The sequence below is a fragment of the Streptomyces sp. LX-29 genome, assembly GCF_029541745.1.
In the GTDB taxonomy this organism is placed as follows: Bacteria; Actinomycetota; Actinomycetes; order Streptomycetales; family Streptomycetaceae; genus Streptomyces.
In genome coordinates, this window is sequence record NZ_CP089746.1 from 7,063,975 (window position 1) to 7,077,468 (window position 13,494).

The window sequence follows — 13,494 nt, forward strand, 5'->3', positions numbered from 1 at the left end:
CCGCGCCCGGCCGGGGTCACCCGGAGGACGGGCCGGGGTGGGCGCCGGGTCCCCGAGGCCGGCGGCTCGGGGTCAGCCCGCGACCAGCCGGCGCGCCTCCGCCGGGCTGACGGGCTCCGCCGGAGCCACGCCGTGCAGGATGTGCGCGAGCACCTCCGCGCCGCGCACCACGCGCGGCCCCGGCCGGTTGAAGTGGGCCGGCCCGTCCACCACCCACACCTCGCCCGCGCGCACCGCGGGCAGCTCCGCCCAGCCGGGCAGCCGGGTCAGCAGCCCCCACTCCTCCTCGGTGCGGCGCGGACTGAAGCCGCAGGGCATCAGCACGATCACCTCGGGCCGGGCCGCACGGACCGCCTCCCACTCCACCGCCCTGGTGTGGTCGCCCGCCTGTGCGAGCAGCGGCTCCCCGCCGGCGCATCGGACCTGCTCCGGCACCCAGTGCCCGGCGGGCCACAGCGGGTCCAGCCACTCGATGGCGGCGACCCGGGGCCGGGGTCGTCCGGCGGTGGCCCGCTCCACGGCGGTCAGCCGCTCCCGCAGCGCCTCGCGCCGCCGCTCCGCCCGCTCCGCCACGCCCAGCTCGCCGCCGACCCGCACCAGGCAGTCGAGCACCTCGTCCAGGGTGTGCGGCTCCAGGCTCAGCACGCGGGTGGGGCCGTGCAGCACCCGTACCGCCCGGGACACCGCGTCGTACGACACCGCGCAGACGTCGCACAGGTCCTGGGTGAGGACCACGTCCGGGGCGAGGGTCGCGAGCGCCTCGGTGTCGAGGGTGTAGAGCGAGGAACCGCGATGGGTGGCGCCGCCCACGGCCTCCGAGATCTCGCGGCTGCTCGTGGTGTCGGAGGCGAGCCCGGAGGCCGTGACCACCGGCACCCCGGCGACGCCGTCGGGCGGCCAGTCGCACTCGTGGGTACGCCCCACCAGGTCTCGGATCAGCCCGAGCTCGGCCACGATGTCGGTGGCCGCGGGGAGCAGCGAGACGATGCGCATACCCCGAGCCTAGACGTGGGCGCCCCGCCGCCGGCCCGCGGCGGGACGGCTCCGCGCGCGCGGCGGCGGATCACTGGTTAGCGTGGCAGAGGGGGAACAGGGTTCCAGAGCCGGAGGGAGTGGGGCCATGGCCGCGCCGGCGGAGGGCATGCCGTGCTGGGTGGACGCGATGTTCACCGATGTGGAGGCGGCGAAGAGCTTCTACGCGGACGTGTTGGGCTGGACGTTCGGCGAGAGCGCGACGGAGTTCGGGAACTACACCCAGGCGTACGCGGACGGTCGGGCGGTGGCGGCCGTCGTCCCACCGATGCCCGGCCAGGAGACGCCGTCCGCCTGGTGTCTCTACTTCGCGTCGTCGGACGTCGCCGACACCGCGCGGAAGATCCAGGACAACGGCGGCCAGGTGCTGATGGAGCCGATGCGGGTCGGCGACCTCGGATCGATGCTGCTGGCGCGGGAGCCCAGCGGCACCACCTTCGGGGTCTGGCAGGCGGGCCGCCACGAGGGGTTCGAGAAGCGCGGCGAGCCGGGCGCCTACTGCTGGGCCGAGGTCTTCACCCGCGAGCCCGCGAAGGCCGACGCGTTCTTCCCCGCGGTCTTCCCCTACGGCGCGAAGCGGATGGAGGACGACGCCATGGACTTCCGGGTCTTCACCCTCGGCGGCGACCCGGTGTTGGGGCGGATGGCGATGGGCGAGGACTTCCCGCCCGAGGTCCCGGCGTACATCCAGGTCTACTTCGCCGTTCCGGACTGCGACGCGGCGGTGGCGAAGGCCACCGAGCGCGGCGGACAGCTCCACTTCGGGCCCATGGACACGCCCTTCGGCCGCTTCGCGGCACTGGCCGACGCACAGGGCGCGGCCTTCGCCGTGATCGACGTCGGGACGACGCAGGGCGAGATGCCCGCGATGAGCGAGGTCTCCTGACCCCCACCCACGAACGGCGCCCGCGGGACGAGGTCTTCGGAGGGACGGCGGTCGACCGCCTCCACCATGCGGTGGAGGCGGTCGCCTCGCACGGCTGATGTGCCCGCGGCGGGCGAGCCGCAGGCTGGGGACGTCGCCCCAACGGACCCGGAGGCATCGTGGCCGTCCCGCCGCCCGCTCACCCGCATTCCCCCACCCAGGACCGGGCCGGCCCCCCTCCGTCCGCCCCGTGGTGGGGCCGCTGGCCGCGGTGGGCGCCGTACGCCACCGCCGCATGGGGTGTGCTCTACGCGGTCGTCGAGACGGCCTGGGCGGCGACGGGCACCACGGTGCCCTGGACGGGGCGCGTCTCCTACGCGCCGGAGGCGCAGCTGCTGTCCGCCGGGGCGGCTCTGCTGGCCGCCGCGGTCTCCCTGGCCGGGGTGCGCCCGGCGGGCGGGCCCGCGCGGGGCCGGGCGGTGACGGTGGCGTGGGTCGTGCTGCTCCCGGTGTTCGGGTGGGGGGCCCTGGGGCTGCCGATGTACACGGTGTCCCTGCTGTCGGGCTCGGGCGTGGAGAGCGCCACCGGGCTGGCGCAGCTGCTGCTGAACACGGCGGGCAGCTGGCTGCTGGCGCTGGTGGGCCTGGCGCACCTGCGGCGCCGCCGCGGACGCTGTCCGCGCTGCGGAGCGGCCCACCCGGGCGGTGCGGACGGTCCGCTCGTCCACCCGCCTGCCTCGACAGCCTCGCGGCGCACCCGCGTGGCCGTCTTGACGGCGATGTGCGGGCTGCTGCCCTGGGCGCTCGTGAAGACCGTCTGGACGCTGGGGGGCGACGCCCTCGGCGTCACCTCCGAGGGGTGGCGGCGCGAGGTGGAGCGGGAGGCTTCCGGGCCGTCGCGGGCGCTGGCCTCGGTGGGCCTGGACGTGACCGTGCTGGCCGGGCTGCTCGCGGTCTTCCTGATGTTGGGGCTGGTGTACCGGTGGGGGCAGGTGTTCCCGCGCTGGACGCTGTTCCTCTCCGGCCGGCGGGTGCCGCGGCTGCTGCCCCTGGTCCCGGCCCGGCTGGTCGGCGCCGGCCTGTCGGTGTACGGGGTCTTCCTCATCGGCTACGCCCCGCTGTGCGCGGTCGGCCTGCTGTCCGGGCCGGACCCCAAGCCGCCGTTCACCTCGGCCTCGGGCGTGCTGTGGATGGTCGAGTTCGGCGGCCTGGCCTTCGGCGGGCTGGGCATCGGCCTGCTGCTGGGCGCCCGTTCCTACGCCGCCCGCACCCGCCCGGTCTGTGGGTCGGAGGTCAGCGGGCGATCATGACGGTGGCCGCGGTGACGCCGACGGCGATGATGACGCCGCGCAGGGCGCTCGGGGGGAGTCGGCGGCCGACGCGGGCGCCGAGCAGCCCACCGACCGTGGAGCCGGCGGCGATCAGTCCGGCGGCGGCCCAGTCGACCTCGGCGACGGCGATGAAGACCACCGCGGCGACGCCGTTGACGATGGAGGCCAGGACGTTCTTGGCCGCGTTCAGCCGCTGGAGGTCGTCCTGGAGGAAGCTGCCGAAGAGCCCCATGAGCAGGACCCCTTGGGCGGCGCCGAAGTAACCGCCGTAGATTCCGGTGCCGAACACGCCCAGCCACATGGGCACGCCGCCGTCCTCGCGCCGTCGCCCCTGACGCTCCTTCAGCCAGCGGTTGAGTCGCGGCTGGAGCAGCACCAGGGCACAGGCGGCCAGGATCAGCACGGGCACCACCGCGTCGAAGGTCTCGGCGGGCAGCTTCAACAGGAGGAGCGCGCCGATGAGGCCGCCGAGGAGCGATCCGGTGCCGAAGCGGACCAGTCGCCGGATCTGGCCCCTGAGCTCCCTGCGGTAGCCGTACGCGGCGCTGAGCGTGCCGGGGACCAGACCGATGTTGTTGGAGACGTTGGCCAACACCGGCGGGTAGCCGAAGGCGAGCAGGGTGGGAAAGGTGATCAGGGTGCCCGAGCCGACGATCGCGTTGATCCCGCCGGCGGCGATGCCGGCGGCGCCGATGGCCGCCATCTCTAGTGGTTCCACGGGTCACCTTCCGAAGACGCTGGCGGGTTGCCGCCCTGGACTCGTTGAAGATCGTCGTCCAGGGCGAAAACCCAAGTCAATCCTCGGATTTCCTTGAAGATATCCAAGCGATGACTAAGAGCCGTCGGGAGGGTCAGCCGGAAGTCGGCGTGCCGGGGGGCGCGGTGAAGGAGACCTGGGCGGCGCGCGGGACGATCTCCACCTCGTCGCCGAGGGCCCATTCGGCCACCCGCGAGGCCATGGCGGCGGGCACCTCCTCGCTGATGTCCGGCGCCGCCGGGATGTCGTACGTGGCGTGGGCGTCGTGCGGCAGGACGACCCGGTACTCCAGGTCCAGCGCCGTGCGCGCGGTGGCGCTGACACACATCTCCGACAACAGGCCACAGAGGGCCAGCGACTCCACGCCGACCTTGTCGAGGAGGTCCTCCAGCGGCGTCTCCTCGAAGGCGTCGTCCGCGGTCTTGTGCAGCACGATCTCGGTCGGCCCGAGCTCCACCGGGAGGTGCAGCTCCCAGCCGGGGCTGCCGAGCTCGTCGTCCTCGCCCTCCGCGCCGTCGTTCTGGAGGTGCACGACGAGCGCGCCGCTCGCCCGCGCGCGGGCGAGCAGGTCGGTGACGCGCTCGAGGAGTTCGGTGGCGGCGGGCACCGCGCCGTCACCGGAGACGAATGCCGACTGGACGTCGACGATGATCAGGGCTTCAACGGGACTCGGGTTCTTCGACACATGATCGGATTATGCCAACCGGGCCCGAGGTGTTGTGGGTTGGGGCCCGGGGTGCGCTCCGCGCCGAGGGGTGCGGCCTCCCCGGGCCCCGGCCGGCGCGGTCAGCCGTGCTGCATGATCATGATGCAGGTGGTGCCGGGCTCCAGTGCCCGACAGGTGTGCGGCACATCGCCGGGATACGACAGGTAGTCCCCGGCGGCGAGCTCGACCGGCTCGTCCTGGGGGCCGGCCAGCACCCGCCCGGTCGCCACGATCACGTGCTCCACGGTGCCCGGCATATGGGGATCGGAGTCCCGCGCGGAGCCGGGTTCCACGCGCAGCAGGTAGATGTCCCGGCGGGCGGCCGGCGGACTGGAGGAGAGCAGGGTGGCGGTGTAGTCCGCGCGCTCGGAGGGCACGGTCGGCCCTTCTCCGGCCCGGATGATCTGCACCGCCGGGCGCGGCGGGTCGACCAGTGTGCTGAAGGGGACGTCCAGCGCCACGCTGAGCGCCCAGAGGGTCTCCACGCTCGGATTGCCGCTCGCCGACTCCAGCTGGGACAGCGTGGACTTGGCGATCCCGGCCCGCTTGGCCAGCTCGGAGAGGGAGAGCCCGGCACGGGTGCGCTCCCGGCGCAGGGAGGAGGCGATCCGGTCGAGCGGTAGGCGGGTGCCCTCAGTCATGTTCGCTCCAGAAGTACGATCGTTCGCCTTGACGAACACATTCCATCCTGTTCATTCTATGAAACATGCGTTCGCTGCTCCGAACAAAAGATTCCCGACTACTGCGCGATGTCACGCTCGTATGTCTGGCCGACGGCGTGGTGGGGGCCTCCTTCGGCGCCCTCGCGGTCGCCGGCGGCCTGCCGGTCTGGGTGCCGGTGGTCATGTCGCTCCTGGTCTTCGCCGGCGCCGCCCAGTTCAGCGCCGTCGGCATCGTGCTGGCCGGCGGCGGGCCGGTCGCCGCCGTCGCCACCGGGCTGCTGCTCAACGTGCGCAATGTGCCCTTCGGTCTCGCCGTCGCCGATGTGCTCGGCGCCAACCGGCTGACCAGGGCGTTCGGCGCGCATCTGATATCCGACGAGACGGTCGCCTTCGCTCTCGCCCGGTCCGACCGCGCCGGCCGTCGGGCCGCCTTCTGGCTCTCCGGGCTGAGCCTGTACGTCGTCTGGAACGTCTGCGTGCTGGCCGGCGCGCTGGCCGGGAAGGCGGTCGGCGACACCGACGCGCTCGGCCTCGACGCCGCCTACCCGGCGGTGCTGATCGCCCTGGTGCTGCCCGCCCTGCGGGACACCGGGACGCGCCGCGCGGCGCTGCTCGGCGCCGCGGTCGCCCTGGCCGCCACCCCGCTGCTGCCGCCCGGCCTGCCCGTGCTGCTCGCCCTCGCCGGGCTGCTGGCCGTGCGGAGGGGGTCATGACCTTCGCCGCGATCCTCGCCCTGGCCGCCGGCACCTACGCCTTCCGACTGGTCGGTCCGCTGCTCCACGGGCGCGTGGAGCTGTCCGCGCGGGTGCGCGACACCCTGGCCACCGGCGCCGTCGTGCTGCTCGTCGCCCTCGTTGCCACCGCCGCCCTCACCCAGTCCCAGGGGTTCGCCGGCTGGGCCCGACCGGCCGGCGTCCTCGTCGGCGGCGTCCTGGCCTGGCGGCGGGCCTCCTTCGTCCTCGTCGTCGTCGGCGCGGCCGCGACCACGGGTCTGCTGCGGCTCGCCGGCGTGGCCTGAGCCGGATCCGCGGGCGCCGGCCACCCACTCGGCGCCGGCGGCACCCGGCTGACGACCACCCTCGCCCACGCCCCGCGGCGGCGCCGCGCCCGCTACCGGCCGCGGACCGTGTGCGAGGCCGGCGGGCTCGCCCACGCCACGATCCTGGAGGCGCTGTGAGCCGGACCGGCGCGAGGCCGACGCCCGTGGGGCGCGAGATCGGGCCCGCACGGCGCGGACCGGGGGCCGAGGGGTGAAAGGTCAGCTCGCGCGGCGCAGGGTCGGGCCCGTGGGGTCTGGTGCCGGGCCCGCGCGGCGCGGGGTCGGGCCGCGTGGCGCGGACCGGGGCCCCGTATGGCGCGGGCCGGGGGCGAGGGCGGAAGGTCGGCCCGCGCGTCCGGTGCCGGGCCCGCCCGGTCCGGTGCCGGGCCCGCGCGGCGCAGGGCCGGGGCCCGCGCGGTGTGCGGGGCGGGACCCGCATGGTGTGCGTCGACCCGCATGGTGTGCGTCGGCCCGCATGGTGTGCGTCGGGCCGCGTGGTGTGCGTCGGGCCGCGCCACCCCAACGCAGTAGACGGCTGCGCTGTCCGGGTCGCGGCGCGCGCGGCCCGGCCGGGGCGATGGCAGCGTGAGCGGTGGTGCGACCGGCGGTGGGCACCCCTCGCCCCGGCCTCCGCGTCCTGGACGAAACCGCCTCGTGGAGGTCCCCATGGCCCCTGCCGCCGCCCGCCCCCACCGCGCCGCCCGCCTCACGCCCCCGCGACCGGCCCGTCTGACGGCCTGTCGACCGTGTCGACCCCGCCGACCGGGGTCCCGCGGGCCCACGCGCCCGGCCCGCCGGCGCCACCGCGCGCTGCGGACCGCCGTGGCCGCCGCGCTGCTGTGCTGCTGCGCCGCGCTGCCCGGCTGCGCGCGGAGCGAGGAGCGGAGTTCGGACGAGCGGCGCGCCGAACAGCGGCAGCCGCGCACGGCGCCGAAGGCCGAGCCCGAGGCGGCCCGCGACCCCCGGCTGCTGCCGGGCATGCCGCCCCCGCTGGACCCCAAGGACCTCTACGCGGCGGACCGGCCGGGCCGGCTGTCCCCGGTGGTCAGGGACTTCCCCGAGCGGGTGTACGTGCCCAACACGCTCTCCGACACGGTGTCCGTCATCGACCCCAGGACCTTCAAGGTCATCGAGACGATCCCGGTGGGGCACCAGCCGCAGCACGTGGTCCCCTCCTGGGACCTGAAGACACTGTGGGTCAACAACGACCTCGGCAACACCCTCACCCCCATCGACCCGGCGACCGGCCGGGCGGGGGAGCCGGTGGACGTCCACGACCCGTACAACCTCTACTTCACCCCGGACGGCAAGCACGCGGTCGTCATGGCCTCCATGGACCGGGAGCTGGTCTTCCGGGACGCGCACACCATGCGCGTGGTGAAGGCGGTGCCGGTGTCGTGTTACGGGGTCAACCACGCCGACTTCTCAGCCGACGGCCGCTACTTCATCGTCAGCTGCGAGTTCTCCGGCGAGCTGCTGAAGGTGGACACCGCCCGGATGGAGGTGGTGGAACAGCGGCGGCTGCCGCTGTCGGGCGCGATGCCGCAGGACGTCAAGATCTCCCCGGACGGCAGGACCTGGTACATCGCCGACATGGTGGCGGACGGCGTCTGGGTGCTGGACGGCGACCGCTTCACCGAGCCCCGGCTGCTGCCCACCGGCGACGGCGCCCACGGCCTCTACGTCAGCAGGGACTCCCGCTCGATGTACATCTCCAACCGGGGCGAGGGCAGCATCTCGGTGCTGGACTTCGCCAGCGGCGAGCTCGTCGACCGCTGGCGGATCCCCGGCGGCGGCAGCCCGGACATGGGCGGGGTGTCCGCCGACGGCAGAGTGCTCTGGCTCTCCGGTCGCTACAACTCCGAGGTGTACGCCATCGACACGCGCGACGGTCGGCTGCTGGCCCGCATCCCGGTCGGCGGCGGGCCGCACGGCCTCGCCGTCTACCCCCAGCCGGGCCGCTACTCGCTCGGCCACACCGGCATCTTCCGCTGACCGCTGACCGCTGACCGCTGACCGCTGACCGCTGACCGCTGACCGCTGACCGCTGACCGCTGACCGCTGACCGCTGACCGCTGACCGCTGACCGCTGACCGCTGACCGCTGACCGCTGACCGCTGACCGCTGACCGCTGACCGCTGACCGCTGACCGCGGCCCCGGCGGAGCGAGCGGGCCGCCGGCCCGCGGCGGTCAGCGGGGCGGGTTCACGGCGGTGCCCTTGAAGAAGGTGTAGTGGAAGGTCCCGCCGGCCTCCGCCGTTCGCCGCAGATCGGCCATGCCCCGGTCCCAGGCGGCCGGGTCGGTGAGCCCGGTGGCCAGGGCGTCCTCCCGCACCGCCTCGATCATGGCGATGAAGGTGGCGCGGGTGAACCCCTCGACCAGGTCGGGCCGGCTCTCGTCGGCGTAGACCGTGCGCGGCTCCACCACCACCTCCGCGAAGCCGGCCGCGGTGAGCAGCGGCTGGAGCCGCCGGCCGATCAGCGCGTCCCCGCCGGCGGCGGCCTGGAGCGCGATCTGCCGGTCGATCGTGGCGCGAGCGAAGGCGCTGTCCGGGTGGAAGAAGGCCGACCCGTGGTCGCCCTCGACCACGGTGAGGGTGCCGCCCGGTCGCAGCACCCGCCGCAGCCCCGCCAGCGCCCGTCGCGGGTCCCGCAGGTGTTCCAGGACGAAGCAGACGAAGAGGTGGTCGAAGGAGTCGTCGGCGAACGGCAGGGCGAAGAGATCGGCGCACCGCCACTCCACCTCGGCCCCAGGGACCTGGGCCGCCACTCTGGCGCGGGCCCGCGCCAGGGAGTCGGCGGAGACGTCGACCGCGGTCAGCAGCGCTCCGGGGCTGCCCGTCAGCAGGTGCACCGTCTGCGCGCCGACCCCGCAGCCCACCTCCAGCACCCGACTGCCGGCGGCGTAGGACGTGCCGGCGTGCAGCAGCGTCGCCAGGGTGTCCGCCTGGTCGCCCAACCGACGGGACTCGTCAGCCGAGTAGCCGTGGACGTAGCCGGTCGAGGACGGGGGAGACGAAGGAGAGCCGGGGGAGGAGCGGGAGGCGGGAGAGGCGGGAGGTGTGGGGGAGGCGGGAGACGTCGTCGCTGTGTTCATGGACCCACCCTTTCGCCACAATGGCCTGATGAACAGGTCCAATGGGCGGCCTACCGACCGGTCCATAACCTCGGGTCCCGGCTCCGACTTCCTCCAACTCGACGTCGCCCGGGCCCCGGTGGGCGGCCTCTCCGACTGGCTCGCCCGGCAGCTGCGGCTCGCCGTCTCGGACGGACGACTGCCGGTGGGCAGCCGGCTCCCGGCCAGCCGCGTCCTCGCCGCGGAGCTCCGGGTCTCGCGCGGAGTGGTCACCGAGGCGTACCGGCGGCTGGTCGAGGACGGGCACGCCGTGGGGCGCGGGCGCAACGGAACAGTCGTGGTCGCGGCCCCGCTCGCCGCCCCGCCACCCCCGAGGTCCGCCACCCGCCGCGCCGCCGAACCGAGCGTTCCGGAGGGCTTGTTCGTCGCCACGCCCGGCGTCGACGTCTTCGACGCGCTGCGCGCCGTCCCGGCCCGGATCGACCTCTCGCCCGGTCTGCCCGACCTCACCGCCTTCCCGCGTACGGCGTGGCTGCGGGCGGAACGCGCGGTCCTCGACGGGCTCTCCGCCTCCGGGCTGGGCTACGGGGACCCGCGCGGGACCCCGGAGCTGCGGCGCGCGGTCGCCGACTGGCTGGCCCGCAACCGCGGGATCCGCGCCCACCCGGACGAGGTGCTGATCGTCGCCGGCACCGCCCAGGCGCTCGGGCTGCTCGGCCAGGTGCTCCGGTCCGACGGCATCGACGAGGTGGCGGTGGAGGACCCCGGCTCGCTGGGGCTGCGCCAGCACGTACGCGACTGCGGCCTGCGGACGCCGCCCGTCCCCGTCGACGCGGAGGGTGTGCGCGTCGACGCGCTGCGCGCCTCCGGGGCGCCGGCGGTGCTGCTCACCCCGGCGCACCAGTTCCCCACCGGGGTGGTGCTCGGCGGCGGACGACGGCGCCAGCTGATGCGCTGGGCCGGCGACGGCGGGCTGCTCATCGAGGACGACTACGACGCGGAACACCGCTACGACCGCCCGCCGGCCCCCGCGCTGCGGTCGATGCTCGCCGAGCGGGTCTGCTACGCCGGCAGCGCCTCCAAGCTGCTCGCGCCCGCGCTACGGGTGGGCTGGCTGCTCGCCCCGCCCCGCTACCGGGACGACCTGGTGGCGGCCAAGCGCCTCGCGGACCTCGGCAACGCCGCGCTGCCCCAGTTGGTGCTGGCCCGGCTGATGGACTCGGGCGAACTGGAGCGCCAGCTCCGCCTGTTGCGCCGGAGGCATCGGCGCCGCCGGGACGCGATGATCGAGGCCGTCCGGACCCGGCTGCCGGGGGCGGTCGTCCACGGCGCCGCCGCCGGCCTCCACCTCATGGTCACCTTCCCGGCCGGCACCGGCTTCGCGGACACCGACCTCGCGGCCGCGGCGCTCGCCCGCGGGGTCAAGGTCCATCCGCTGTCCTGGCACTGGCAACACCCGGACCGACCGGGGCTGGTGCTCGGCTACGCGGCGACCGCGCCGACCGCCATCGCCGAGGGCCTGGCCACCCTCGGCGCGCTGGTGCGCGAGCTGGGCCGGTGAGCCCGGCACCGCGGGCGTACGGGAAATGAACGGCGGCAAGGGGAGTGCCGGGCGGCGCGTGCCGGCGGGCTGAATGCCTCCCTTGCCCCCGTATGCGCCTTCGCAAAACCCACCTCTTGCCCCAAAGTGGGGGCATTATGACCCCTCGCCACCAGCCGAGGCACGGTGCGCCCTCGCAGGACCCGCCACTTCGGCCCGCTCCGCCCCACCAGGGCCGGCATGTGCCGTCGCCCGCGCTCGCCCCGCTCCGCCGGCCCCTGCTGCCGTTCGCGGCCACGGTCAACCCGGCCGCCCGGGAGGCCGGCCGCCACACCCGGCACTGGGCGACGCGGATGGGCCTGCTCGGTGACGAGTCGGGGCTGGGCTGGCCGGCCGGCTGCGCCCCGCACGCCGCCGCCCGGATGTACCCCCGGGCGCCGACCGGGAAGCTCAACCTGATCAGTGACCATCTGTGGTGGCTGCTCGCTCTCGACGAGCGGTTCGAGCGGCTCGGCCGCGACGGGACGGCGGCGCGGGCGCTCGATCCGGTGCACCGCGCGGTGCTGACCGCGCGCGCCGGCGCGGCACCCCCCGACCGGCCGACATCGGACGCCCGGCGGTCGGACCGGGCGGCGCCGGGTGACGCGCCGTCGGAGCAGATGCCACCGGAGCAGGCGCCGGCGGAGCAGGCGGTGTCGGGCGGCGGTGTCGCGGGGCCGCTGGTGCAGGCCTTCGCCGATCTGCACCGGCGGAGCGGAGCGGCCCTGCCCCGCGGCTGTCTGACCCGCCTGCTGGACGGCCTCGACGGCGTTCTACGAGGCTTCGCCGCCGAGGCCGCCTCCCGGCGCCGTCGACTGCCGCCGAACGAGGCCGAGTACACGGCGCTGCGTCGCGACACCAGCCGCGCCGGGATCTTCGCCGTCTTCACCGAACTCGCGGTCGGCGTCGAGCTGTCGCCCCGGGTGGCCGCCCGCGCCGAGTACCGGGAGCTGATCGACTGCGCGGCGGACATCGTGGGCTGGGACCAGGACCTGGCCGCGGTCCGCCGGGAGTCCGCCCGCGGCGGGCCGCACAACCTGGTCCGGGTGTTGGCCCGGGCGCACGCGCTGAGCCTGCCCCAGGCGGCCCAGCGGACGGCGGAGCGGATCACCCGGCGCGGCGAGGACTATCTGGCCGCCGAGTACCGGCTGTTGTGCGCGCTGGAGCACGCCGAGCTGCCGGCGGTCGAGCGGCTGCGCCACCAGCGACTCGTACCCGCGCTGCGGGACACGCTCAGCGGCGTCATCGCCTGGAACCACGCCTGGTCCCAGCTCGGCCGGCCCGAGTCCGGGTCGGCCGCCGTCAGCCGTCCGTGGCGATGAGGCGGGCCGTGTGACGGCTCGGCGCGCGGCTGGCGCGCCGGGCGACGAGACGGCCGGCCGCCGGGGCGCGGCCGGGCCTCGGGGAGGTGCGGCGGGACGGGCCGTCCGGCCCGCCGCGGGGGCGGTCAGTCCGCGACGCGGTGGGCCGGGGGCCTGTTCGCCACCGCGCTGTCGTACAGGGCCTTGACGTCCTTGTCGAAGGAGGAGCTGTAGGAGATGTCGGCCTTGTCGCCACCGGTCTTCCAGCCGCCGATGACGCCGATGATCCGCCAGCCGGAGCCCTTCTTCACCAGGAAGGGGCCGCCGGAGACGCCGTTGGTGTAGCCGTCGCAGTGGATGCGCAGGAAGCTGCCCGGGATCTTCGGGTCCCTGCTGTCGTAGCGCACGGTCTTGTCCGTGCAGTCCAGCGGGCGCTTCTTGGCGGCGGGGTAGCCGATCAGCCGCACCGTGGGGTGCCGGTAGCCCGGGTTGACGGCCAACTCCGAGCCGCCGACGACGTCCTGCACGTTCCGGCCCGCGCGCTTCTCCAACTGGAGGAAGCTGAAGTCCAGATCGGCGGCCGCGTTCGGGCCCTTGGTGAGGTAGCGCTTGTCGACGTAGACCCGGCCCGGCTTGACCGCGAAGGCGCCGTAGGGCTTCCTGCCGTCGTCGTACTTCGGGACGAAGGTGAGCCGCTTGCGCGCCCGCTGGTCGTCGAAGCAGTGCCCGGCGCTCATGACCAGGTTCCGACCGGGGGAGGAGACCACGGAACCGCTGCAGAAGCGGCCGGTGCCGGTGGCGTCCTGCCAGAAGAAGGTGCCGACCATGGGCAGGCCGCCGAAGGGTCTGCTGTTCGCCGTCGGGCCGGGGGCCCCGTGGCGCGCCGCGGTGGGCGCCGCCGGCTTGCCGTCGCCCGCCACCGGACGGGCGGCGCGCATCCGCGCCGGGGTCCAGTAGGCGTCGACGACGGCGCTGAGCGAGGGCGCCGGCAACGGCGGCGCGGGTCGCCGGGGAGCGGCCGCCGCCGGCTCGGCCGGCGAGATCAGCAGACAGGACAGGGCGGCACCCAGGGCGGGCGCCAGGTGCGCGCGGCGCATCGGCATCGTGTGGATCCCCCGTGAAGACGTCGGTTCGTGCGTACCGGAC

Annotated in this window: 13 protein-coding genes and 1 pseudogene; 8 read left to right on the plus strand and 6 right to left on the minus strand. The window is 75.1% G+C overall.

Features of this window, described 5'->3' with window-relative positions:
• Positions 1-72 precede the first annotated feature (72 nt).
• The gene (locus LRS74_RS29565) at positions 73-993 is read right to left on the minus strand and encodes a cobalamin-binding protein (RefSeq protein ID WP_277743858.1); all 921 of its coding nucleotides are present in this window, start codon (positions 991-993) and stop codon (positions 73-75) included.
• Between the two features lie 127 nt (positions 994-1,120).
• On the opposite strand from LRS74_RS29565, the gene LRS74_RS29570 reads away from it, so the two are divergent.
• Together LRS74_RS29570 and LRS74_RS29575 are read left to right on the plus strand one after the other, a co-directional pair.
• The gene (locus LRS74_RS29570; protein WP_277743859.1) at positions 1,121-1,918 is read left to right on the plus strand and encodes a VOC family protein; all 798 of its coding nucleotides are present in this window, start codon (positions 1,121-1,123) and stop codon (positions 1,916-1,918) included.
• A 158-nt stretch (positions 1,919-2,076) separates the two neighbouring features.
• On the plus strand, positions 2,077-3,207 hold the full coding sequence (locus LRS74_RS29575) for a hypothetical protein (protein ID WP_277743860.1): 1,131 nt from the start codon (positions 2,077-2,079) through the stop codon (positions 3,205-3,207).
• Here LRS74_RS29575 and LRS74_RS29580 read toward each other — a convergent pair.
• The 3 genes from LRS74_RS29580 to LRS74_RS29590 all read right to left on the minus strand — a co-directional run bounded on the left by LRS74_RS29580 (position 3,191) and on the right by LRS74_RS29590 (position 5,332).
• Positions 3,191-3,946, minus strand: a complete 756-nt coding sequence (locus LRS74_RS29580) for a sulfite exporter TauE/SafE family protein (RefSeq protein WP_277743861.1) — start codon at positions 3,944-3,946, stop codon at positions 3,191-3,193. The two genes, LRS74_RS29575 and LRS74_RS29580, sit on opposite strands and share 17 nt — an antisense overlap.
• A 133-nt stretch (positions 3,947-4,079) precedes the next feature.
• Entirely contained in the window at positions 4,080-4,670 is a 591-nt protein-coding gene (locus LRS74_RS29585; RefSeq protein WP_277743862.1) for an isochorismatase family protein, read from the minus strand.
• Positions 4,671-4,771: 101 nt separating this feature from the next.
• Positions 4,772-5,332, minus strand: coding sequence for an XRE family transcriptional regulator (locus LRS74_RS29590; RefSeq protein ID WP_277743863.1), 561 nt, complete (start codon positions 5,330-5,332; stop codon positions 4,772-4,774).
• Positions 5,333-5,397: 65 nt separating this feature from the next.
• Here LRS74_RS29590 and LRS74_RS29595 point away from each other — a divergent pair, with 65 nt between their 5' ends.
• The 4 genes and pseudogenes from LRS74_RS29595 to LRS74_RS29610 all read left to right on the plus strand — a co-directional run bounded on the left by LRS74_RS29595 (position 5,398) and on the right by LRS74_RS29610 (position 8,387).
• Positions 5,398-6,066 (plus strand): AzlC family ABC transporter permease, encoded by a 669-nt coding sequence (locus tag LRS74_RS29595; RefSeq protein WP_277743864.1) that lies wholly within the window; start codon positions 5,398-5,400, stop codon positions 6,064-6,066.
• Positions 6,063-6,371 (plus strand): AzlD domain-containing protein, encoded by a 309-nt coding sequence (locus tag LRS74_RS29600; RefSeq protein ID WP_277743865.1) that lies wholly within the window; start codon positions 6,063-6,065, stop codon positions 6,369-6,371. The genes LRS74_RS29595 and LRS74_RS29600 overlap by 4 nt, the downstream gene beginning before the upstream one ends.
• Positions 6,372-6,386: 15 nt before the next feature.
• Positions 6,387-6,530 (plus strand): annotated as a pseudogene (locus LRS74_RS29605) (steroid 3-ketoacyl-CoA thiolase); the annotation flags it as partial.
• 684 nt (positions 6,531-7,214) lie between these two features.
• Positions 7,215-8,387 (plus strand): YncE family protein, encoded by a 1,173-nt coding sequence (locus LRS74_RS29610; RefSeq protein WP_347178172.1) that lies wholly within the window; start codon positions 7,215-7,217, stop codon positions 8,385-8,387.
• Positions 8,388-8,583: 196 nt separating this feature from the next.
• Here LRS74_RS29610 and LRS74_RS29615 read toward each other — a convergent pair whose 3' ends face one another.
• Positions 8,584-9,489: a methyltransferase domain-containing protein gene (locus LRS74_RS29615; RefSeq protein WP_277743866.1), complete on the minus strand. Its 906-nt coding sequence runs from the start codon at positions 9,487-9,489 to the stop codon at positions 8,584-8,586.
• 28 nt (positions 9,490-9,517) lie between these two features.
• Here LRS74_RS29615 and LRS74_RS29620 point away from each other — a divergent pair, with 28 nt between their 5' ends.
• Together LRS74_RS29620 and LRS74_RS29625 are read left to right on the plus strand one after the other, a co-directional pair.
• Complete coding sequence (locus tag LRS74_RS29620) at positions 9,518-11,029, plus strand: PLP-dependent aminotransferase family protein (RefSeq protein ID WP_277743867.1); 1,512 nt, start codon at positions 9,518-9,520, stop codon at positions 11,027-11,029.
• Positions 11,030-11,250: 221 nt separating this feature from the next.
• Positions 11,251-12,369: a terpene synthase family protein gene (locus LRS74_RS29625; RefSeq protein ID WP_277743868.1), complete on the plus strand. Its 1,119-nt coding sequence runs from the start codon at positions 11,251-11,253 to the stop codon at positions 12,367-12,369.
• Positions 12,370-12,494: 125 nt separating this feature from the next.
• Here the strand turns inward: LRS74_RS29625 and LRS74_RS29630 are convergent, their stop codons facing one another.
• Complete coding sequence (locus tag LRS74_RS29630; RefSeq protein ID WP_277743869.1) at positions 12,495-13,451, minus strand: trypsin-like peptidase domain-containing protein; 957 nt, start codon at positions 13,449-13,451, stop codon at positions 12,495-12,497.
• Positions 13,452-13,494: the final 43 nt, after the last annotated feature.